Source organism: Capnocytophaga cynodegmi DSM 19736, from assembly GCF_000379185.1.
In the GTDB taxonomy this organism is placed as follows: Bacteria; Bacteroidota; Bacteroidia; order Flavobacteriales; family Flavobacteriaceae; genus Capnocytophaga; species Capnocytophaga cynodegmi.
On the sequence record NZ_KB900704.1, the window covers coordinates 45,468 to 69,360 of the forward strand.

21 protein-coding genes are annotated in these 23,893 nt (G+C 37.5%); 14 read left to right on the plus strand and 7 right to left on the minus strand.

Features of this window, described 5'->3' with window-relative positions; translation table 11 throughout:
* Positions 1-14: 14 nt before the first annotated feature.
* A complete protein-coding gene (locus YW9_RS0101375; RefSeq protein ID WP_018278382.1) occupies positions 15-758 on the plus strand; it encodes a hypothetical protein in 744 nt (247 codons plus the stop codon).
* A 142-nt stretch (positions 759-900) separates the two neighbouring features.
* Here YW9_RS0101375 and YW9_RS0101380 read toward each other — a convergent pair whose 3' ends face one another.
* The 6 genes from YW9_RS0101380 to aroB form a co-directional block, all read right to left on the minus strand.
* Positions 901-2,133: a site-specific integrase gene (locus YW9_RS0101380; protein ID WP_018278383.1), complete on the minus strand. Its 1,233-nt coding sequence runs from the start codon at positions 2,131-2,133 to the stop codon at positions 901-903.
* A gap of 26 nt (positions 2,134-2,159) precedes the next feature.
* Positions 2,160-3,344, minus strand: a complete 1,185-nt coding sequence (locus tag YW9_RS12370) for a site-specific integrase (RefSeq protein ID WP_231555624.1) — start codon at positions 3,342-3,344, stop codon at positions 2,160-2,162.
* The gene (locus YW9_RS13670) at positions 3,298-3,480 is read right to left on the minus strand and encodes a hypothetical protein (RefSeq protein WP_231555625.1); all 183 of its coding nucleotides are present in this window, start codon (positions 3,478-3,480) and stop codon (positions 3,298-3,300) included. The genes YW9_RS12370 and YW9_RS13670 overlap by 47 nt, the downstream gene beginning before the upstream one ends.
* 331 nt (positions 3,481-3,811) lie before the next feature.
* Positions 3,812-4,717, minus strand: a complete 906-nt coding sequence (locus YW9_RS0101390) for a PorP/SprF family type IX secretion system membrane protein (RefSeq protein WP_026193723.1) — start codon at positions 4,715-4,717, stop codon at positions 3,812-3,814.
* 2 nt (positions 4,718-4,719) lie between these two features.
* Positions 4,720-7,293 (minus strand): reprolysin-like metallopeptidase, encoded by a 2,574-nt coding sequence (locus YW9_RS0101395; protein ID WP_018278385.1) that lies wholly within the window; start codon positions 7,291-7,293, stop codon positions 4,720-4,722.
* Positions 7,294-7,300: 7 nt separating this feature from the next.
* Complete coding sequence (gene aroB, locus YW9_RS0101400; RefSeq protein WP_018278386.1) at positions 7,301-8,356, minus strand: 3-dehydroquinate synthase; 1,056 nt, start codon at positions 8,354-8,356, stop codon at positions 7,301-7,303.
* Between the two features lie 200 nt (positions 8,357-8,556).
* On the opposite strand from aroB, the gene YW9_RS0101405 reads away from it, so the two are divergent.
* From YW9_RS0101405 to trmD, 13 genes are all read left to right on the plus strand, one after another.
* On the plus strand, positions 8,557-9,735 hold the full coding sequence (locus YW9_RS0101405) for a proline dehydrogenase family protein (protein ID WP_018278387.1): 1,179 nt from the start codon (positions 8,557-8,559) through the stop codon (positions 9,733-9,735).
* A gap of 343 nt (positions 9,736-10,078) precedes the next feature.
* Complete coding sequence (locus tag YW9_RS0101410; RefSeq protein ID WP_018278388.1) at positions 10,079-11,407, plus strand: anaerobic C4-dicarboxylate transporter family protein; 1,329 nt, start codon at positions 10,079-10,081, stop codon at positions 11,405-11,407.
* Positions 11,408-11,464: 57 nt separating this feature from the next.
* Positions 11,465-12,520, plus strand: a complete 1,056-nt coding sequence (ansB, locus tag YW9_RS0101415; protein ID WP_018278389.1) for an L-asparaginase 2 — start codon at positions 11,465-11,467, stop codon at positions 12,518-12,520.
* Positions 12,521-12,719: 199 nt separating this feature from the next.
* The gene (locus YW9_RS0101420) at positions 12,720-13,439 is read left to right on the plus strand and encodes a DNA-binding domain-containing protein (protein ID WP_018278390.1); all 720 of its coding nucleotides are present in this window, start codon (positions 12,720-12,722) and stop codon (positions 13,437-13,439) included.
* 235 nt (positions 13,440-13,674) lie between these two features.
* A complete protein-coding gene (locus YW9_RS0101425) occupies positions 13,675-14,808 on the plus strand; it encodes a porin (protein ID WP_026193724.1) in 1,134 nt (377 codons plus the stop codon).
* 161 nt (positions 14,809-14,969) lie between these two features.
* Positions 14,970-15,977, plus strand: a complete 1,008-nt coding sequence (locus YW9_RS0101430; RefSeq protein ID WP_018278392.1) for an endonuclease — start codon at positions 14,970-14,972, stop codon at positions 15,975-15,977.
* Between the two features lie 83 nt (positions 15,978-16,060).
* Positions 16,061-16,600, plus strand: a complete 540-nt coding sequence (locus YW9_RS0101435; protein WP_026193725.1) for a DUF1599 domain-containing protein — start codon at positions 16,061-16,063, stop codon at positions 16,598-16,600.
* 40 nt (positions 16,601-16,640) lie between these two features.
* Entirely contained in the window at positions 16,641-17,735 is a 1,095-nt protein-coding gene (locus YW9_RS0101440) for a BT_3928 family protein (RefSeq protein ID WP_018278394.1), read from the plus strand.
* A 202-nt stretch (positions 17,736-17,937) separates the two neighbouring features.
* Positions 17,938-19,710, plus strand: a complete 1,773-nt coding sequence (locus YW9_RS0101445; RefSeq protein ID WP_018278395.1) for an AMP-dependent synthetase/ligase — start codon at positions 17,938-17,940, stop codon at positions 19,708-19,710.
* 59 nt (positions 19,711-19,769) lie between these two features.
* The gene (locus tag YW9_RS0101450; protein WP_018278396.1) at positions 19,770-20,708 is read left to right on the plus strand and encodes a bifunctional riboflavin kinase/FAD synthetase; all 939 of its coding nucleotides are present in this window, start codon (positions 19,770-19,772) and stop codon (positions 20,706-20,708) included.
* A 95-nt stretch (positions 20,709-20,803) separates the two neighbouring features.
* Positions 20,804-21,982 (plus strand): acetyl-CoA C-acyltransferase, encoded by a 1,179-nt coding sequence (locus YW9_RS0101455; RefSeq protein WP_018278397.1) that lies wholly within the window; start codon positions 20,804-20,806, stop codon positions 21,980-21,982.
* 246 nt (positions 21,983-22,228) lie between these two features.
* A complete protein-coding gene (locus YW9_RS0101460; RefSeq protein ID WP_018278398.1) occupies positions 22,229-22,840 on the plus strand; it encodes a V-type ATP synthase subunit I domain-containing protein in 612 nt (203 codons plus the stop codon).
* Between the two features lie 3 nt (positions 22,841-22,843).
* Positions 22,844-23,521, plus strand: a complete 678-nt coding sequence (gene trmD, locus YW9_RS0101465) for a tRNA (guanosine(37)-N1)-methyltransferase TrmD (protein WP_018278399.1) — start codon at positions 22,844-22,846, stop codon at positions 23,519-23,521.
* Positions 23,522-23,561: 40 nt separating this feature from the next.
* Here trmD and YW9_RS0101470 read toward each other — a convergent pair whose 3' ends face one another.
* Positions 23,562-23,855 (minus strand): HU family DNA-binding protein, encoded by a 294-nt coding sequence (locus tag YW9_RS0101470; RefSeq protein WP_255317870.1) that lies wholly within the window; start codon positions 23,853-23,855, stop codon positions 23,562-23,564.
* Between the last annotated feature and the right edge of the window lie 38 nt (positions 23,856-23,893).

Genomic DNA, 23,893 nt, shown 5'->3' on the forward strand with positions numbered 1-23,893 from the left:
CACATTATTTGTATATGGAATATTGGTTAACTTCACCTGGAGACCACTTAGATTTTGGTTTTGGAATTACCGCAGAAACTTATTATAACTCGGCTAAATATATGGATGAAGGAAGAGATAAAATTCAAGCCTTCCAACTTGTAGAAATGCCTATTAATTTCTTATATAGACACTCTATTGAATTAGCCTTAAAATCATTGATAATTATTTTTCATAAGAAATTATCTATCCCATACGAGAATGATTCTTGTGAGAGTACAAAACCTAAAATCCTAAGTCAAGGAAAATGGCGACCTCTCTATAGTTGCCATTGGATTGATGAGTTATATCGGTATTGGAAAGACGAGTTGCTACTAAAGAATATAACAAGACTTGAATCCCTTGCTAATAAAGGAGATTGGAAAGAATACGAGGATATAACAAAGGCTATTCCTATTATTGCAAAATACGACAAACAAAGTTCGTTCTTTAGATATCCTGTAACGGAAAATCCGAACTTGGATTTGGAGAAATTCACAATGAAAGAAGTGGATATTGAAACATTACGCAAGATATTTGAACAGCAAGAATCCATGAAAGAAAAAGAGAGTGGAGGAAATGTTATTTTGGCTATAAAAAATGATAATAATGAAATTATAAAGGCATACAGACAACAAAAGGAATTATTGACAGAATTATCTAATTCTCTAAAGAAAGTTGCTCATTATTTTTATTGCATCCATATAATGACAAGGATTGAATTATATAAAGGAAAGTAGTATTCACCTTTTATTACAATAAGAAATGTAATATCAGCACATAGGTGTGTGCTGACTAATCGATTCAACGCACAAATAAGAAAAAAGAGTTTGCTCCATTAGCGTAGAGCAAACTCTTTTCTATTTAAGCCTACATCTTTCTTTATCGTATCAACATGTCCATATCCCTTGCAATCTTTTGGTCGGTGATTTGGGCATAGATTTGCGTGCTGGCAATGGACGAATGTCCCATCATCTTGGCGATGCTTTCTATCGGAATACCTGCCTCCAAAGTCAGCGTGCCGAAGCTGTGGCGACCGACGTGGTAGCCCAGCGGAGTACGAATGCCACACGCCAAGCCTACAGCTTTGAGATGGGTGAGTAGCTTTCCTTTGCTCATCGTATCGGGGAATATCTTGTAATCTCCTTTGCTTTGCTCCTTGGTGTAAAGCGAAAGTATCTGCTCCGCTATCGGGTGCAGGGGTATCAAACTTTCCACTTCCGTTTTCTGTCTTGCCTTGCGGATATATCGCTTTCCCTCGCTGTTCGTTTCGATTTGCGAAACTCTTAGGCTCTGCAAGTCGGCAAAAGCCAAACCTGTAAAGACGGAGAAAAGAAACATCCTTCGGCTTAGTTCTGCACCTTCCTCCTGTAATGGGAATGCCAAGAGCTTTGCCACATCACCTTTGGATAGGAAACGAGGTTTGCGCTCTACGGCTTCGTACTTCACCTCTTCAAACGGATTGAAACGTATTGTCCCTTGACTGACGGCTCGGAACATCAATCGGCTCAACCAACACAAATGCCTGTTTATGGTTGCAGGGGCATAGCCCTCCTTCTTCAAATGGAAACGATAGTCATCAAAGAACTCTATCGTAATAGCCGTTAGGGAAATATCTTCCCCTCCACGACTTCGCACAAAGGAATTGAGCTGCTTGTCGGAAAATCGATTGTTGCTATATGTTCCCACACTCTTGCTTTCTCGTTGGGCTTTGAGTTCTTCCGCACTAAGGGCAAGAAGTGTCGTCGGATTTCTCCCGATGCCTTGCAGATGGTTCTTCAGAAGCTCGGCACTCACTGCTCCATATTTGTAGAGCAAGGTATTGTACCCTTGCTCGATTTCCTCTCGAAAAGCTTGCAGGCGTTGGTTGGTCTTCTTGTCCGTTGTTTCTCCTCGCTTCACGCTCCAATCGTGGGGAATGGTGCTTTCGCCTGTGGTTATCACCACGTTCGCTCCGTCTATGGTGATACGGCAAAGGATTGCTGTTGTGCCGTCCGTTTTGGTCTTGCTCTTATTGATATAGAATAGGATTTTGAAGGTACTGCGCATAATCTTTTCGTCTGCTGTATGAATGGTAATTACTTTATCTCCCAAAGCTCCTAAACTTTCGGGCAAAAGCTTTATTGCTTTCTCGGAAAAGCTTAGGTGCTTTTGAGGGCATATTCTTGAATGTCACAAAGAGAGTTGTAAATCTTCGGTGAAAGAGAGAAATCGCTCGAACTCATCGAAGGGTTTCTTTGGGGTGACGTGGGCGTATCGCTCGGTCGTTTGGATGCTACTATGTCCCAGCTTCGGCTTACCGTTTCGATGGGAACACCTCGTTCCAAAGTAATCAAGGTCGCAAAAGTGTGGCGACCAACGTGTGCCGAAAGGGGAATGGAGATACCTGCCCGAAGTTGCAGGGCTTTAAGCTGGACACGGTAAGCAGGATAAGCAATGGGAACGAAGAGCGTGGTATGTTCATCCGATTGATACCGCTCTATCAAACACACTGCTTCGGGCAAGAGTTTTACACGACAAAGTGTATCTGTCTTTTGTCTGCGGAACTTCAGCCACAATGCCCCCTCATCGTCCGTAAAGAGGTGTTCTTGATTAAGGGCTACCATATCACAATAGGCTACGCCCGTATAACAGGAAAAGAGAAAGAGATTGCGAGCAGTTTCCAGCTCCACTTCATACGGCTCAAAGGTCAATCCCAGCAATTTATCCAATGAAGCCCTATCCAAGGCACGAGGTTGTTTGTTCTCTCCCCGTTCAATCTGTATGTGAGCGAACCGTTGTCGCTCGGTTAATCCTTCCCGATACGCCAAACGGCAGACTTTCTTCACGGCTAATGCCATCTTATGATAATAGGCTTGCGAATGTCCCAGCTTCCCAACAGAATAATGTTGCAAACATTCCAAGAAATCTTCTTCCATCTGTCCGAAAGGAATGTCAGCCGTGTGGTACTTCTCTCGGATAAAGGCTTGTAAGTGCTTGCGAACAGTGTGATAGCTGTTCAAAGTCGTTGCCCTTATTTCTATTCCCACCTTTTGCTCCATATCTTCGACCATTCGGTCGTATCGCTCCAGAAAGGTGCTTTGAGTTTGCATACTGCCTTGAAACAGCTCCTTGATGTCCGTCGCTGTAAAGACAATCCCTCGCTCACAAAGGGCTCTATAAGCTGACTGTACCGAGAGAAGCAAGTGTTCCAACTTGCCATTCGTTGCCACTGCTTCACGGCTCTTGCCGTTCAGTCTGCTCTCACGAGCATTCCACAACTTCGGGTTGCACGATAGCTTACAACTGAATTGGGCGATGGTTCGACCATAAGTTATACGCCCCATTATCGGAGCCTGCCCCGACTTGTCCAATCCGCTCTTTTTCAGGTAGAGCAACACCTTGAATTTGTCTGTTTGCATACGCTTCTTTTTTATGGGCAAAGTTACCCGTTACCAAAGCGTTTTCAGCTACGCAAAACATTGTGATACAAAGCATAAGAATCGCAACGACAGAAAGGTGAGTTACCGAACACTCTTCTGTCGGTTACCTTCTCCTGCCTCCTCGTTACCATTCGGAGAATGAACTAACGATTTGGTAACGGAACTTCTGCACAAATCCACATCTTCTGCACTTTATCCCTCTGTGCAAACCACAGAGATATAACGCAAATCCCTCTCATTTCCATTTACTTACCTTCAATCCTCACCCTAATACCCTTTCCCCTAATAGTTCCACTAAGAAATTTTTATACTTCCCTATGAAATTGATTAATCGTTATTACAAATTTTTTGAAAGCTACTTATAGCAATTTTTACCACTTGAATTGTATCAAAAATTCGTGTGAATTTCGTGCATACAAATTCAATTGTGATTTTGTAACCCCTTCATAGCCGTACCCCACTCTCACAAAGTATTTCGGAATGGAGAACAACACATACCCTCCCAGAGCATTATCAGTACGATATGTCAATCCTATTTCGCTATTTTTCAGATATACTCCAGCCAAAGTAAAATTAAATGACGGACTTATGTCTTTTGCGAAGCGTACTTGCATCATTGGCTTTAATTCAAATTCGTTGGATAAGCTCCAATGATATCCGCCCAAAGCATAAAAATGAAGCCTTTCAGCCACCGAAGTTACCACATCATCCTTAAGTTTAACCTCTTTGGAAGCCAATAAATTAGGAACGGATATTCCTACATAAAATTTAGGATGCTCGTAAAAAATCCCAGTTCCTATATTTATTTGAAATTTTCCTGAAATTGTTTGTAAATAAGGATCGTAACGCGTATTATGTGGGGTTGTATAAGTATGAATACGGCTTCCATCTATGTTGAAAAAATCTCCCCCAAATTTTAGTCCCGTATAAATTTTCGTACTATCACTTATCTGTAAAGAATATGAAAAATCGGCATAGATACCCGCTTGTTTCTGTATAAAAACTTTATTGTTAGCTATGGAAAATCCCAAACCGATACGCTCATTAATTTTATGTGTGGTAAAGAACGTTTGAGTTTGAGGAGCGTCAACAACTCCCTGCCACTGATTGCGAATATCCACAGAAATTGTATGTCCTTTTTCTGTTCCTACCGCAGCCGGATTTACTAAGTTTTTATGTTGATTATAAAAGATATAGCTTGGCTCCTGTGCCTTTAATTGACTAAACATCAACAATGCTATTCCTACAAATAAGATATTATGAATATATTTTTTCATCTCTAATAATTGATAAATATCCAACCTTGTCGTTTGTAAATGTCTGTATTGTCTAACGTAAAAATATAGTAGTAAGATCCCTGTGGAACCTTATTTCCGTTAGAACCTGTTCCGTTCCACTGATTTTTGTATCCTTTCACTTCATAAACCAATTGTCCCAAATGATTAAATACCCGAAATGTGTTTTGGGAATAATTTTCGGCTCGTAAAATTGTAAAGTAATCATTTACTCCATCATTATTTGGACTAAAGGCATTGGAAATCAACACATAATCCAATGAATTATCAATTGAATTTTCAATTCCATCGCCATCAATATCATTATCACAAGCATCGCCTATTCCGTCACCATCTAAATCCTCCTGATTAGGATTGTAAACCATTGGGCAATTGTCGCTTTCATTCAAAAATCCATCTCCGTCCATATCATCATCACAAACATCTCCTATACCATCTTTATCTATATCAGCTTGGTCAGGATTAGGAATTTTAGGACAATTATCTTTTGTATTAGGCACTCCATCTCCATCTAAATCATCATCACACACATCTCCTATACCATCTTTGTCTAAATCAGCTTGGTCAGGATTAGGAATTTCAGGACAATTATCATCACTTGATGGAATCCCGTCTCCATCGGTATCCTCATCTTCTTTGATTGTAATTGTACCAGAATTTACTGCTAAAAATATATTTTCATCAGCCTTAACCATATATCTTCCTTGTGTAGTACGAAGTGTTTTAGGAATTGTAACTCTCGCTATCCCATTGTTATCTATCCCTTTGGCTAATACGTGTGGAAAAGTAATTCCTCCATCTGTTGAAAGCAAAACAGTGACTTTCTTAACATTGATGCTTCCTGTGTTAGTATTTGCTGTATCCCAAGTAATTGTTTGTTTTTGTCCTGCAAACCAACTGGAATTTTCGGTATGTGATGTTATTTGAAAAGGTCCTGCAGAAGCATCTACAACCACTTGAATTGTTTTGTAAACACTACTTCCCATAGCATTTGTTGCTGGTTTCTTATCTAACACCATAAACGACCAGTTAAGTGTCCGCCCTATTGTCAGAACAGTTTCCCATTCCGAACCAATGGGCGGGTTACTCTGTGTGAGTTTTCCCGAAACGATACGGCTCAATCTGGGAATATAGCGTTTTGATGAAGTTGAAGGAGGGAGAGAACGTGCTGTAGCTCCGCTTTTTAAGGTGGGAGAAAATAAATAATTTCCCCTTGCCCTGCTATCGGACTGTTCCCAAGTATACAGTAAATTATCTCCATCAGCATCAGTAGCCGAACCTTCCAACAAATAAGCTGTACTATGTGGAATGGTATAACTTTTCAAGTTGTCTATTTCAGGAGGATTATTCGAAGAAGGAAGCATTGTTGCAGGTCTTTTTCCTTTAACTGACTGCATAATATCATACACACTTCTGTGATGAAAATACGGGTCTGTTTTCTTCTGTACATTCTGATTATCAATAACTCCTGCGTATCCCATTATGGTGGAGCCACTACCTGGTTCTACCTGAGAATTTGTTCCCTCATATTCATATGAAAATGTGTGGTATGCCCCCATTTGATGACCAATTTCGTGAGCTAAGATGTCTATATCAAAAAAGTCCATATCCATACCTCTTCTAAAACGAACCGAAGAAAAGGCTTTCCCTTTACGTCCTGCCTCGCATACACAGCCTATGCAACCTGCATTTCCTCCTAAATTTCTGTTATGAAATAGATGTCCTATATCATAATTATCTGAACCAACTTTCCTATCCAATGTTCCTTGTAATACACCAGATTCTGACTGAAGCCAATTTTCATAGTTAACATTTGCAAAAGGGTCTTCTTTTAGATTATCAAATAAAATGGATTTATCTGAAACTATCTGGAACTGAATTGATAATTGAGCTCCATAAACTTGGTTTACCCGATTTATGGTACTAACAACTTGAACGAAAGCCCTATCCTTACCTCCAAAGTATTGTGTATATTGATATGTTGTGGCAATGGCAATTCTGAATGTTCGAACTTGATTATCAGTCTGGTAAGTAGCTCTACGAGTTTTATTATTTTTCTCTGACTTTAATTCTTCTAATGTTTTACATTCAAAATGCTCATTTTCTGAAGATTTGCGTTGATAAACTTTGTACTCCGTTCCTTCATCATTAATCGATTCTATAAAAGAAAGTTCGAAATTTTCTCCCATAATCGCATTCAAACCAAAAGATGACCACGTAAAACGAATTGTCTTTGAGGGATTTTTAGTTGAAAAACCCACATAGGTTTTTATATCTGTATATTTTTCGGACAAATCTTCTGAAAGTACTTGTATTGGTTCAATCCGATAGTTTTCAATATTTCCCTCACTATCAGGAATTTGAATTGTAGTTTCTCTTTTAGCTACCAAATTTTTTGTAGCCCCCAAAGCCTTTTCAAAAGCTTCTTTATCCAACGTATAGTACTGATAACCTGATTTTTGCTCCTTTTTTTCTGTGAGTTGCGTTTGTTTCCAATAGGTTTGTGCAGATAAAATCCCAAAGCTGAAAACAAAAAGCAAAACGTATAATTTTTTCATAGTATTTTTATGCCATATAGTAATTAAAAGCCTTGTAAATCAATTCTTCTTCTATTAAACAATCTAATTTAGGTTTGGCAATATCTTCCAAAAGCACAAAATTAATATTTCCGTGTGAATTTTTTTTATCAAATTTCATCAAATTGATAATTTCCGCTATTTCTTCTTTTTTAAAAGTTTGTTTTTCAAAATATTGAGATAAATTTTCTTTTATTTCAAAGCATTTTTCTTCTGGAAAATTTAATTTTTCAACGGAAAGAAATCCCGCTAAAATCATTCCAATAGCAATTGCTTCTCCGTGTAATAATGTTTGTCTATCAGTATTTTGCAAACAATATGATTCAATGGCGTGACCTAAAGTATGACCAAAATTAAGTGTTTTTCGCAAACCTTTTTCCGTAGGGTCTTGTTCCACAATACGATTTTTAATCAATACTGATTCATAAATTAATCCATCTAAATCATTTAGAGTTAAACCACTCAAATTAAGCATTTTATCCCAGTACTCTTCAGACTGAATAATTCCGTGTTTGAACATTTCTGCCATTCCACTACGCAATTGCTCAGAGGGAAGTGTAGACAAGAAACGGCTATCAATAATTACGCCTAATGGATTGTTAATCACCCCTATTTGGTTTTTCAAAACACCCAAATCTATTCCTGTTTTTCCTCCAACTGATGCATCAACCATTGCCAAAAGTGTAGTAGGGACATTCACAAAATCAATACCTCGCATATATGTTGAAGCAACAAACCCACCCAAATCAGTCACAACGCCACCTCCCAAATTGATTAACAAACTTTTACGGTCAGCTCCCAATTCTGACAAAGCATACCAAACTTGTGTGCAAGTTTCTATGGTTTTAAATTCTTCTCCCACCTCAATTTCAATGATTTCAATAGGAGTTTCTGTCTCTACTTCTGGTAAAAATAACGGCAAACAAAGCTGATTGGTATTTTCATCTACCAAAATAAAAATCTTCGAATATTTCTTCTCTCGTAACAAATCGTTAAGAAACGAAAATCCAAATTCCTTGAAATGCACTTGCTTTATACTTTTCATTTATGCTGATTTTGTGTGTGTTTGATTTTGATGTTCATTCTATAAAATTCTCTTCTGAAAAATTCGGGTAAAAATAATTATAAAAAATGAAATACAGACAAAAAAATCTATATATTTGCGAAACCGAAAAACTTATCAAAACTTTCTTTACTTTTCGGTTGTTATAAAAATACTCAGGTTTAACGCTTAATTTTTTTAAAATGGCTACACGATTTAGCGATACAAAAACTGCTTTCGCATTGAAAGACAATTTCGAATTAGGAAGGGCTTATTGGCTTTTCCGCTTCATTGGGAATAATAGCTTAATTAGCATTGGAACTGCACTGACTAACTTTTCCCTAAAACTGCATTTACCTGTGGAGTGGCTCATCAGAAAAACTGTTTTTAATCAATTTTGTGGAGGCGTTTCAGAGGAAGATTGTAAACCTGTTATCAAAAAAATGCACGAAAAAGGTGTGAGTTCCGTTTTGGACTATTCTGTTGAAGGAAAGGAAGATGAAGCATCGTTCGAGGCAACTTTTAAGAAAACGATGGAAATCATTGACTTTGTACATCAAAATCGAAACATTGGAACTCCGTTTGCTGTTTTCAAACCTACAGGATTTGGAAAAATTTCCATATATCAAAAAATTTCTGAGAAACAACCACTTACCGAAGAAGAACAAAAAGCGTGGGAACGAATCGTTGAACGCTTCGACCAAGCCTGTGGTAAAGCAGCCGCCTACAAGCTCCCCATTATGATTGATGCTGAAGAAAGCTGGATGCAGACCGCAGCCGATGATTTAATCGAAAAAATGATGGAGAAATACAACCGAGAAGAAGCTATCGTTTACAATACTTTACAAATGTATCGCCACGACCGATTACCTTACCTAAAAGAACTTCACCAACGTGCCATTACTAATGGATTTTATATCGGAGTAAAAGTTGTTCGTGGAGCATATATGGAAAAAGAAAACGAAAGAGCTATAGAAAAAGGGTATCCTACCCCAATCTGTGCGTCAAAACAGGCTACCGATGATAATTACAATGCTGCAATCAAATACATTCTTGAACATACCGACCGTATTTCACTCTTTGCTGGAACTCATAATGAGAAAAGTTCGGCTTTGGTGATGGACTTAATGAATGAGAAGGGATTGAACCACAATGATAAACGCGTTTGGATTGCTCAACTCTATGGAATGAGCGACCACATCAGTTTTAACGCAGCAAAATTGGGATACAATGTAGCTAAATATCTTCCTTTTGGTCCAGTACGTGAGGTAATGCCTTACCTGATACGCAGAGCTCAAGAAAATACTTCCGTTGCGGGACAAATGGGACGTGAACTTTCCTTATTAATGCAAGAACACAACAGACGAAAAAAAGAAAAATAACTATCTAATCAATACTATATTATAGACACCAGATATTTTACAATTCAAAATATCTGGTTTATTTTTGGCAAAAAGTAAATCTTCAGTTATATTGAGAGTCAAACATTAAAACACAGCATACACAAAACAAATCACACCAAATGGAAACATAGATATCACAAAAAACAAGTGTAATAAAGTCAGGAATTGGAGCAATTAAGCCAATTTCTGATTTATTTTTTAGTTCCACTCACTGCTCAAACTCATTAAGTTCCGAGCGACAATATATTTTTATATTTTTCGTAAATATATAGCGTTAATTTAAGAAATATTCATTATCTTAGCACACAAAAGAACTTAATTTATGGAACTGTTAATTTACATCGAACTTCTCGTGGTATTAGCTGCCATATTTATTGGTGCTAGAGTTGGAGGTATCGGGCTGGGTATCTTCGGTATGATGGGGTTAGCCATTTTAGTTTTTGTCTTCGGGCTGAAACCTGGCAGTGCTCCTATTGATGTTATGCTTATGATTGTTGCTGTCATCACCGCAGCATCAGCATTACAATCGGCAGGAGGGTTAGATTATTTAGTACAAGTAGCAGAAAAAATCTTGCGAAAAAATCCCTCAATGGTTACTTTCCTCGCCCCTGTGGTGTGCTATTTCTTCACATTCTTCTCAGGTACAGGACACGTGGCATACTCCCTCCTACCCATTATTGCCGAGATTGCTACTGAGAGCAAGGTACGTCCGGAGCGTCCTTTGAGTATATCGGTAATCGCTTCACAACAAGCCATCACTGCAAGTCCCATTTCGGCGGCTACAGCAGCTTTGTTAAGCAAAGACTTACTCGGCTCACACGGAATAGAACTCAGCAATATATTAATGGTGTGTATCCCAGCAACATTAATAGGTGTCATCGTAGGTGCAATTGCTGTTAACTTCATTGGGGTACCTCTTGAGAAAGACCCTGAATACCAACGTCGGTTAGCAGAGGGATTAATTGGCAATTCGCAAGATGCTAAAAAGGCTCTTACGCCACAGCAACAACGCAAAGCACAAACAGCCGTATGGATTTTCCTATGTGGAGTGCTTTCTATCGTGCTATTTGGGTCAGTTTCTTCGTTGCGTCCTATCTTTGCTGATGGCACACAACTGGGAATGCCTGAAATTATAGAAATTGTAATGATGACAGTGGCAGGGCTTATCTTTATCATTACTAAGGCTGATGTTACTAAAGCCGTAAAAGGAAGTGTTTTCTTAGCGGGAATGCAAGCCGTTATCGCTATATTTGGGATTGCTTGGATGGGCGACACCTTCTTTCAAGGCAACTTAGAGTTCTTGAAATCAAGCATTGAGCATATTGTAACTGAATATCCGTTCTTGTTCTCATTGGCTTTGTTTGTGATGTCAATATTACTATTCAGTCAGGCGGCAACCGTACGGACGTTATATCCTCTGGGGATAGCGTTAGGGATTCCTCCTATGACGATGGTTGCAATGTTCCCTGCTGTAAACGGATACTTTTTCATTCCTAACTATCCAACGGTAGTAGCTGCGATAAACTTTGACCGCACTGGAACTACCCGCATCGGGAAGTATGTCTTGAATCACTCGTTTCAAGTACCAGGCTTTGTTGCCACGATTGTTGCTCTCGCTGTAGGATACATTATTGTACTGACAATGGGATAACGTAAGTTCTGGTGTTTATTAATTTATCAACCGAAATAACTTTTAAATAATTAATATATGCAAAAAGCTATTAGCAAAATTGCTTTGACATTGTGCTTATTGATGTCATTAGCAGTCTTCGGGCAGAAACCGAAGATACGTATTATCGCAACGGGAGGTACCATTGCAGGGGTAAGTAAATCATCTACCGAAAGTAACTACAAGGCAGGTGAATTAGGTATTTACCAACTACTACAAGCTGTACCTGAGGTAAAGAACCTCGCGGAGGTAAGCGGAGAGCAACTCGTTAAAATCGGGTCGCAAGATATGAACGATGATGTGTGGCTCAAACTGGCAAAACGCATCAACGAACTGCTTAACAAGGAAGGCTACGACGGGGTAGTCATCACACACGGAACTGATACAATGGAGGAAACTGCGTACTTTCTGAACCTTACCGTTCATAGCAACAAGCCTGTAGTGATGGTCGGAGCAATGCGTCCGGCTACGGGAATGAGTGCTGATGGTCCTGCGAACCTCTACAATGCTGTGGCAGTAGCTGCAAGTCCTAATGCTGTGGGCAAAGGAGTGATGGTATGTATGAACGATGTGGTTGTAGGTGCTAAAGATGTTGTTAAAACTAACACTACCGCAGTAGAAACCTTTCAAGGAGCGAACTATGGTAAACTAGCTTACATACATAATGGCAAACCTTACTTCGGTATAGCTCCACAAAGCAAACACACCACGCAATCCGTGTTCAATGTGGATAACCTAAAATCGCTGCCGAAAGTAGGCATCGTGTACGGATATGCTAATATGTCCGAGCTACCAATGAAAGCCTTTATAGATGCTAAGTTTGATGGTATCGTATATGCTGGAGTGGGTAATGGTAACTTCTACCACACTTTGTTCGATTTAGCTATTAAAGCTCAGGAGAAAGGTATTCAAGTGGTGCGTTCATCTCGTGTACCATTCGGAGCAACCACATTAGATGCAGAGGTAGATGATGCTAAGTATCATTTCGTAGCAGCACAAAACCTCAACCCACAAAAAGCCCGTGTGTTACTGTTACTTGCTCTTACTAAAACAAAAGACTGGAAACAGATACAACAGTACTTTAATGAATATTAGTTCAAAGCAATATATTCAATAGGATATTATTACCAACGTACAGCTGAGAAAGACATCTTTGCACCATACAAACACTATACCTATATAATATATATGGTGTAAGCTAATTTCAAACAACAATATTCTAACACTGCAAAGTGTCTTTCACAGAAGTACGACGTGCAAAAAGAAATTATTAACTATTAAAAATACTATGATTATGGGAAAGATGAAAGCTTGGCTTAAGCCTAACCTTTTAACAAAAGGCGATACGACTGATTTTATCGCAGTCCCAGTAACAATAGGGAGCGTTTCGATGCAAGACATTATCCAAAGCCTGAAGGAAGAGGGTATGGAGATACGCACAGAAACAGCTCAGGACATTATTAGCCGTTTCAATCGTAAAGTAGCAGAAATGGTCTTAGAGGGTTACAATGTGAATACTGGATTGGTGTATATGCGTCCTACCATACGTGGCGTGTTCCGTGAAAAAGCGTGGAATCCAGAAATACATAATGTGCAAATTAGTATAACACAAGGTGCTGAACTACGCAAGGAAGTAGCACAAACCGCCGTGGAAATACTTGGTGTACAGGCAGACCCGATGACCATACTGAGCGTCACCGATAGTGCGACTAAGAAGACTGATGGTTCTATAACCAAAGGAAAGAATGTTGAAATCAAAGGGGCATATCTTAAAATTGCAGGTAGTTCACCGAACAATGGCGTATACCTACGAAACATCGACACAGGTAAGGAAACAAAACTTCCTGAGGAAGACATCGTGTTCAATGAGCCTTCGAGATTGCTTATTCTTGTTCCTGCAGATTTAGAATCAGGGTCATACGAACTAAGTATAGTCACTCAATTTAGTCAAGGAAAATCACTCCTTAAAGAACCAAGAAAGACTACTTTTGAAGGAACTATCACAGTCGGATAAAGCAAGTAACTCACACTCGTCCGTGTGTTATGCAAACACACAACCAAGCAAGAGTATCACACACAACCGAGTGTAGTTATCTATAACGAATATTCTACGTTATTTATTTAAGTAGAACAAAAATTAAACACTCTAATAAGCAATATAATATATATGTAAAACCAATCTAATGCACACATATATGGAATAGCTTTAGGAGTACAACAGACCAATATCATATTTAATTATACTAATTATGAAACATTTATGTACGGCAATGACTTTCTTGATAGGAAGTGTTGCAATAGCACAACAAGGCTTTCAGGAGCAAATTGATGAGCTGAAAACCAAGTCAGATAAGTTTAATGTGTATTTGAATTTTCAGTCAAGTTTTGATGCTACGACTGCAAAAGATGCAGACACACACTTTAATTTTATGGCACGACAACTTCGGTTGGAGTTTCGAGGAAACATTAACGAACGCATATTCTATCGTCTTCGTCACCGATTAAACCGCTCGAACGGAGGAGCTTCTCTTGATAACCTTGCACGTGCTACCGATATGATGTATGCAGGTTTCCGTTTGAATGAGGAGTGGACACTTACTGCCGGTAAGATGTGTCAAGCGTGGGGCGGATTTGAGTTTGACCTCAACCCGATGAACATCTATGAGTATTCTGACTTTGTAGAGCATATGGATAACTTTATGGTGGGTGGTATGCTTACGTACGCCCCTAATGAAAACCACGAATTGAACTTTCAGGTAACGAACAGCCGAACAAACAAGTTTGATGACCTCTACCCTGAGAATAAGGATATAAAAGCAACTACCGCACCACTTGCTTATATCTTCAATTGGAACGGCTCAATGTGGGACGGACTCATCAAAACGCGTTGGGGTGTTGGGTACGAGCAAGAAGCTAAAAACCACAGCGGAACTATGGTGATGCTTGGTACGATGTTAAACTTACCTAAGTTCCAGATGTTCTTCGACTATATGATGGCTAATCAGGGGCTTGACCGATTTGGGTATGCTTCTATCTATCCTGAAGCTCTTGGAATAGAACACAAGGGGGCTCTTAAAGGAACCACTTATAACTCCTTTGTTACCAAAGCCGAGTATCAGCCACACGAACACTGGAACATATTCGGAAAGTTTATGTATGAGACAGCTCGTGTAGGTAAGAGTGACCTTCCTGCTAACTTCAAAGATAGTGAACGTAATTCTTTCGGGTATTTCGTAGGGGTTGAGTACCTGCCGTTTAAAGACCAAGACTTACGCTTCTTTGCAACTTATGTCGGTCGTAAGTACACTTATGTAACAGACGCACTGAATACGCACACCAATCGCTTCAGTATTGGAATGATGTACCGAATTAAAGCATTTTAATCGGAGCTTATGAATAAAAAACCTTTACTTTACAACTTTAAAGTGAAGGTTTTTTATATTTATGCTTGTCAGTTTGAATGGCATACACATTTAGCTTCGGTATAATGATTCTATTTCGTATATTTTTTTATACCTTTGACACCCAAAAAATAATATGTATTATGAATAAGATTATATTCCTTGCTACTTGCTTCCTTGCTGCCTGTAGTTCCAAATCAACAGATACCAACAACCGACCACCTAATAGCTTTGCTGTTCGGGTAATGAACGTCACTACCAATACAGCAACAATTGCTTGGACAGAAGCCACTGACCCAGACGGTGACTATGTTACGTATTCTATTTCAGGAGATAATATTGATGTTAGAAGCATACAAGCAACTCATTATACAATCATTAATCTGAAGCCTAACACTACTTATAACATTACTATCACCGCACGTGATGGCAAAGGAGGAGCAACAGACCTTAAGCATCACTTCACTACCGAAAAAGAACCTAATAACAATACGTCCTTTGCTATTCCGCCTATGTTGAAGGATTACTATAAGTCAGTAGATTTTACCAAAGCAGGACAGGCTTTATTCAATGAATTGGCTACACTAACCATTGAGAAACACTCTACTTTTCTGGAATATAGTAGCCGACACAAATATTTACCCACAGCAGACCGCTCAGCAAACGATGCTAACAAAGTAGTGTTAATCTACACTGGTGAAGTACGCAGCTCCCGAAACAATAATGTGAATACGGAACACGTCTACCCGCAATCTAAAATTGGTAATACTGCCAAAGGAGACTTGCATCACCTAAGGTATTGCGACTCTAACGTAAACTCAAAACGTGCTAACTATCCGTTCATTAGTGGCAGTGGCAGTGCAAGGTTAGTAAACGGCAACAGCTGGTACCCTGGTGATGAGTGGAAGGGTGATGTAGCCCGAATGGTACTATATCTGAACTTACGCTACAACGAGGATTTAGGAGAAGATATCTCGAGAGAGGGAATTAATTTGTTCCTGAAATGGAATGCTGAAGACCCTGTGTCTGCTATTGAAATCAATCGCAATGAGGTAATTCAACAAGCTCAAGGCAATCGCAATCCGTTCATTGATAATCCTTATTTGGCTACCCTAATATGGGGAAAGGATAAAGCTCAGAATCGTTGGTAGCTATTCCTCAAACAAAGAGTTAGATGAAATGTTTTAAATTTTGGCACAAAGTAGTATCTTTGCCCAACTATTTCTAATAACAAATGAATAGAACTATAGAACAATATAATAATGTTATCAACACTTGCAAGAGTATGTTTGTCAATAAGATGAAAGATTATGGCAGTGCTTGGCGTATCCTGAGGTTACCCTCACTTACCGACCAAATTTTCATCAAAGCACAACGTATCCGTAGTTTGCAACAAAATGGTATTCGCAAGGTAGATGAAGATGAAATATCCGAATTTATTGGTATTATAAACTACTCTGCCATTGCTTTAATTCAACTTGAATGTGGCGTTGCTCAACAGCCTGACTTGGACACAGAACAAGCCGTAGCACTTTATGAACAGAAAATTAAAGAAGCTCGTTCGCTAATGGAAAGCAAAAATCACGATTATGGTGAGGCGTGGCGAGATATGCGAGTAAGTTCACTAACTGACCTTATATTACAGAAAGTGTTGCGAGTGAAGCAAATAGAAGATAATCAAGGTAGAACACTTGTTAGTGAAGGCATCGAAGCAAACTACCAAGATATGCTTAACTACGCTGTTTTTGCATTAATCCACCTAACTGAATCATAGAATTACACAATCAATCACTATCATTAATTATTATCTGAATATGAGATATATTACACATTTTGTCCGTTTTATCGTAGGCGTACTATTTATCATTAGCGGACTTATCAAACTCAATGACCCTATCGGGTTTTCATTTAAGTTAGAAGAATACTTTAGCGAACCTGTACTAAATCTGCCTTTCTTAGAACCTTTCGCTCTTTGGTTAGCAATTGCTGTTTGTATAGTAGAAGTACTTTTAGGGGTAATGTTACTTGTTGGCTACAAAACAAAACTTACGTTGTGGTCATTACTTGCTATGCTGATATTCTTTGGCTTCCTTACCTTCTACTCTGCTTATTTTAATAAAGTTACAGATTGTGGCTGCTTTGGTGATGTTATCAAATTCACTCCTTGGCAATCCTTCGGAAAAGATGTGTTTCTATTGGTATTAACTTTAATCCTCTTTATTGGTCAAAAGTATATTACGCCCATCATAAAAGGGAACACTCCTTTAGTTATCAGTGTATTATCTTTAATAGGTTGTATTGCTTTTGTACACCACGTTTATAATCATTTGCCTGTGGGAGACTTCAGAGCTTACAAGATAGGCACAAACATTCCCGAGGGGATGATTGTTCCTGAAGGGGCTCCCCTACCAAAGTATGATTATCACTGGAAATTCAACGTAAACGGAAAAGAGGAAGTATTTGTAACACAAGGTAATTACCCAAAAGTAGATGGAGAGTTCGTGTCTTTTGATACAAAATTAATAGATCCTGGCTATACGCCTCCCATTCACGATTTCTTCATAGAAAAAAATGGTGAAAGTTACTTTGACGAAATGATGGATAAAGAAAAGCTACTTGTAGTGACTTCTTATCGTATTGATAAATCTGACAAAGAAGCATTTAAAGCCATCAAAAAGGTAACAGATAAAGCATTAAAACAGGGATACACCGTAATCGGCTTAACTTCTATCATTGAACAAGTTGAACAAATTAAAAAAGATTACGAACTAAATTTCGACTTTTATTTTAACGACGAAACTACTTTAAAAACAATGATTCGTTCTAATCCTGGAGTTATTACACTCAAAAAAGGGAATATCACGGACAAAAAGCACTTTAACGATGTGGATAAATTGCAATTACATTAATATTTTTGCAAATCACAAACATACAATTTAACACATAAAGGGAAGCAATACAAAATTGTTTCCCTTTCTTATTTTGACACAAAACACTAATTATAAGATTTTTACACATCAGTCATAACAATCTATTTTAACATATTCGAAAGAAATTTTGTTTATTCTATTTTTAATTCTTAATTTGCGTTGTAATTTTAAATGAAAAGCTATGAATGCTGTTACGCGTTTGTTTGATATTCCTTATCATCAATTGAAAAATTCTCCATCAGAAGCGGCTTTCGTTACAAAATACAACGGAAAATGGGAAAAAACTTCAACTCAGGAATATATCGATAAATTCAATAAAATTAGTCGTGGGTTGTTGCGTCTGGGTGTCGAAAAAAACGATAAAATTGCTGTCATTTCGTCAAATAATCGTACAGAATGGCACGTTCTTGATATGGGAATTCTGCAAATTGGAGCTCAAAATGTTCCTGTTTATCCTACCATTTCTTTAGAAGATTATGAGTATATATTCAATCACGCTGAATGCAAATATTGCTTTGTTTCAGATAAAGAATTGCTTGACAAAATAACTTCAATTCAAGATAAACTTCCAAATCTTAAAGGTGTATATACATTTGATGATGTCCCTTATGCCCATAGCTGGAAAGAAATATTAGATTTGGGAGAAGATAGCAGTAATCAAAAGGAAGTAGAAAGACTCAAAACCAGCATTCAACCCAATGATTTAGCTACAATTATCTACACTTCAGGAACTACTGCTCGTCCAAAAGGAGTGATGCTTTCACATAATAATATCATCTCAAATGTAATTGATTGCCAAGATAGACTACCCGTTGCCCAAGGTTCTCGTTGCTTGAGCTTTCTTCCTGTATGTCACATATTTGAGAGAATGCTGACGTACTTCTACCAATACAACTTTATGCGAATTTATTTTGCTGAATCTATTGATAAAATGGGTGAAAACATCAAAGAAGTTAAGCCTCACTTAATGACAGTTGTACCCAGAGTAGTTGAAAAAGTATATGATAAGATTTATGCTAAAGGAGCAGAATTAAAAGGAATATCTAAACGTTTGTTTTTTTGGGCATTAGAATTAGGGTTGAAATATGAACCGTACGGAGTTAATGGCTGGTGGTACAGTTTCCAATTAGGAATCGCAAGAAAATTAATTTTCAAAAAATGGAAAGAAGCCCTTGGCGGAGAACTCGAAATGATGGTATCAGGGAGTGCCGCCTTACAACCTCGACTGGCAAGAGTATTTTCGGCTGCGGGGCTCGATATAATGGAAGGTTACGGGCTTACAGAAACTTCTCCCGTTATTGCTGTTAACAGAAAATCAGGTAAATACTGGAAAATAGGAACTGTTGGTAAACCTATCAATAATATCGAAGTAAAAATAGCTGAAGATGGCGAAATACTATGTAAAGGAGCAAATGTTATGTTAGGGTATTACAAAGACCCTGAGCTCACAAAAGATTCTATTACAGATGGTTTCTTCCATACAGGAGACATAGGCGAACTCGACAGCGACGGTTTTTTAAAAATCACGGATAGAAAAAAAGAAATTTTCAAAACATCAGGAGGAAAATATATCGCCCCACAAACAATTGAAAATCTACTAAAACAATCTCGGTTTATTGAGCAAGCAATGGTGGTAGGCGAAGGAGAAAAAATGCCAGCAGCCATCATACAACTAAATTTCTCTTTTGTTAAAGAATGGGCAAAAAGACGTAACATCAATTTGGGAGAATCAAACGAAGAAGTCATCAAAAACCCAGAACTTTTCAAAAGAATTGAAAAGGAAGTAGAAAAGGTAAACAATAACTTAGGAAAATGGGAAAAAATAAAACTTTTTGCCTTCACACCCGATGAATGGAGCATTGATACGGGAGAACTTACCCCAACATTAAAGCTTAAACGCCGTAATATCAAGGAAAAATATATTCATATTTATAACTCTTTTTACAATCAGTAGTCGAAACCTTAAACAAAAATTGATTGAGAATTCAACTTTAAAAACGCTTTATTTCATAAATGAAAGAAATTACAGACATCTCTAATTTTACGGCAGAAAAAGGCAGTGTTGTTACTATCGGTACGTTCGATGGAATTCATTTAGGACATCAAAAAATTATAAAGAAACTTGTAGAAAATGCAAAAAAACAGGATTTATTAGCTACTATTTTTACTTTTTTTCCACATCCAAGAATGATTATCCAAAAAGATGACAGCTTAAAGTTAATTCACACACTTGAAGAAAAAAAACAAATGTTAGAGTCATTAGGAGTTGACCAGTTGGTAATTTGTCCTTTCAATGAATCGTTCTCAAAAATGTCTGCAGAAAAGTTTGTAGAAGAACTTTTAGTTAACAGGCTGAAAGCGAAGAAAGTTATTATTGGATATGACCACCGATTTGGGAAAAACAGAAACGCTGACATCAATGATATGAAGCTGTTCGGGAAAAAATTTGGCTTTGAAGTAGAAGAAATTCCTGCACAAGAAATCAACGAAGTATCAGTAAGTTCTACAAAAATAAGACAAGCCTTACACGAAGGAGATGTTAAAAAGGCTTGGGAATATCTAGGAACTCCTTTTTGCATCAAAGGAAAGGTGGTACACGGATTGAAAATAGGCAGAACCATCGGATTTCCAACAGCTAATATTCAAGTCAAAGAATCTTACAAAATCATTCCAAAAGATGGGATTTACCTAGTTTATAGCATCTTTAGCAAAAAGAAAATTTATGGAATGATGAGCATTGGGAAAAACCCAACTATTGAAGGAAAGGGAGCGACCATAGAAGTATACTACTTTGATTTTAAACAAGATATATACGAAAACAACGTAACAATATATTTTTTGGAACATCTTCGTGATGAGCAAAAGTTTGAATCAGTTGAAAAACTTAAAGAACAATTACAAATTGATGAAATCACTTCAAGGAAACTTATAAAAGAAAATTTCTTGAATTAATATAATTCTTTGTAAAAATATCTTTTTGAAAATAAAAAATAGTTAATAACCCTTTGAATAGTAAGTATTTTTCTATTCGCTAAAAACAAAAGCCTATGAAAACAACTTATGTAGTAAAAGCATATCGCACGGCTGTGGGGAAAGCCCCTCGTGGATTGTTGCGTTTCAAACGCCCCGATGAATTGGCAGCTGAAACCATTGCATATATGATGGCACAATTACCCAATTTCGATAAAACTCTGATTGATGATGTTATTGTAGGAAATGCTATGCCCGAAGCCGAACAAGGATTGAACATTGGTCGTATCATTTCACTTATGGGGCTCCAAACTGACCAAGTTCCTGGAGTAACTGTAAACAGGTATTGTGCTTCAGGGTTGGAAACCATTGCTATGGGAATGGCTAAAATCCAATCAGGAATGGCAGATTGCATAATTGTTGGTGGAGTAGAAAGTATGAGTTACATTCCTTTCGGAGGATATCGACCGTCTCCAGATTACAAAGCTGTTAAAGAAGGTAACGAAGATTTTTATTGGGGAATGGGACTTACTGCTGAAAAAGTTGCCAATCAGTTCAAGATTTCACGTGAGGATCAAGATTTTTTTGCCTTTCAGTCACATCAAAAAGCTTTGAAAGCCTTAGCAGAAAATAGATTTGAAAAACAAATTGTTCCCATCGAAATAGAAGAAATATTACTCGAAAACGGAAAACGCACAACTAAAAAGTACACTTTCAAAGTTGATGAGGGTCCTCGTATTGACACTTCATTGGAAGCGTTAGCCAAACTCAAGCCCGTTTTTGCTCAGAACGGAACGGTTACTGCTGGAAATTCATCACAAACTAGCGACGGAGCAGCTTTTTTGCTATTAATGAGTGAAGAAATGGTAAAGAAATTGAATCTTGAACCCATCGCACGACTGATGACTTATGCAGTAGCTGGAGTTCCGCCAAGTATAATGGGCATTGGACCTGTAAAAGCTGTACCTAAAGCATTAAAACAAGCAGGAATGAGCATTAATGACCTCCAACTTATTGAATTAAACGAAGCTTTTGCTTCACAATCCTTGGCTGTTATTCGAGAATTAGACTTAAATCCCGAAATAATCAATGTAAATGGAGGAGCGATAGCTTTGGGACATCCTTTGGGATGTACTGGAGCAAAATTATCAGTACAACTTTTCGATGAGTTAAAGCAGCGTAACCAAAAGTATGGAATGGTAACAATGTGTGTAGGAACGGGACAGGGAGCTGCAGGGATTTACGAAGTGTTCTGACAAAATCAAAATATTACAATACAAAATAGGCTCTCGCGGTCTATTTTTTTTACCAAATCAACAAATGTAAATTCCTTTCTTTAATTGTTAAAAAGACAATAAAATCATAGAATTAAATATTTCCATTTTCAGTACAAAATTTGCTGAAACATATATTGCACAATATTTTTTACGATTTACTCCCTTTTTATCATTAATTTTTTTACTTTTGTTTTTTGAAAATAATTTAATCGTAAAAATATAAAAATGAGGAAACAATTAGTTGTAGGAGCATTAACAGTTTTCTTTTCGTTTACATCTGCAATAAATGCTCAAGAGCAAAGTTTAGATAGTGTAAATGTTCAAGTTAAGAAAAAACAAAATACACTTAATGAACAGTTTGAAACTTTGGTTGAAAAAGCAAACTCTTGGCAAAGTTACAAAATTATTGACCGAGCTAAATTAGGTAGTTATCAAAAGAATGTTATCGACAGCCTACAAAGTATCAAGTCTAAAATACAAGCTCAACAAGATATTATAAACGGACACGAAGAAGAAGTCAAAAAGTTAAATGAAAAAATATCTGAATTAGAAAACAACCTTGAAAAAACTCAAAATGAGAAAGATAGTGTAAACTTTTTAGGCTTTTTACTTCCAAAATCAACTTATTCTTTAATGATGTGGAGCTTTTTGTTAGTACTGGCTTGCTTGTTATTCTTCTATGTATATAAATATGTAAACGGAAGTGCAATTACTAAAAAATCACTTCAGGATTTACGTGAACTTCAGGAAGAGTACGAAAATTATAGAAAATCAGCTATAGAAAGAGAGCAAAAAGTACGTCGCCAACTTCAGGACGAAATCAACAAACATAGGTAATTGATGCGTATTGATATTATTTCAGTAGTTCCTGAACTTTTGGAAAGCCCTTTCAATGCTTCAATTATGAAAAGAGCCATTGAAAAAGGATTAGTTGAGGTTCATTTTCATAATTTAAGAGATTATAGTACAGGAAGTTATCGACAAGTAGATGATTATCAGTTTGGTGGAGGAGCTGGAATGGTTTTGATGGTTGAACCTATTGACAAGTGCATTTCTGGACTAAAGTCGCAACGCCATTACGATGAAATCATTTATATGACGCCTGATGGGGAGACATTCAACCAAAAAACGGCAAATAAAATGTCTCTTCAGGAAAACATAATAATTCTTTGCGGACACTACAAGGGAGTTGATCAGCGCGTTCGTGACCACTTCATTACCAAAGAAATATCAATAGGAGATTATGTTATTTCAGGAGGCGAATTGGGAGCCTTGATTATTTGTGATGCAATTATTCGGCTGATTCCTGGAGTTTTAGGAGATGAAACTTCTGCATTGACTGACTCTTTTCAGGATAATTTATTAGCACCTCCCGTTTATACACGTCCTGCCTCCTACAAAGGATGGGAAGTACCTGAAATATTACTCAGTGGAAACTTTCCTGAAATAGAACAATGGCGAGAAGATGAAGCCTACAAACACACCAAAAATAGGAGACCCGATTTACTCGAAAATTAATCATATAAAAAGGCTACCAAAAGGTAGCCTTTTCACTTTCTTACTTCGTATTTACTGCATCAGATAACTCAGAACCAGGTTTGAATTTAACCACATTTTTAGCGGCTACTTTAATAATTTCATTGGTACGAGGGTTTCTTGCCTCACGAGCTTCTTTTTTAGCAACTGACCAAGAACCAAAGCCTACAATTGAAACCTTGTCCCCTTTTTTCAGAGTTTTTTCTACATTCGCAAAAAAAGATTCCAATGCTTTCTTTGCATCTACTTTTGTGATTCCTGCATCAGCAGCAATAGCATCAATTAATTCTGTTTTATTCATAGTATTGACTTTAATACAATTAATAAGGACAAAGATAATAATATATTTAAACC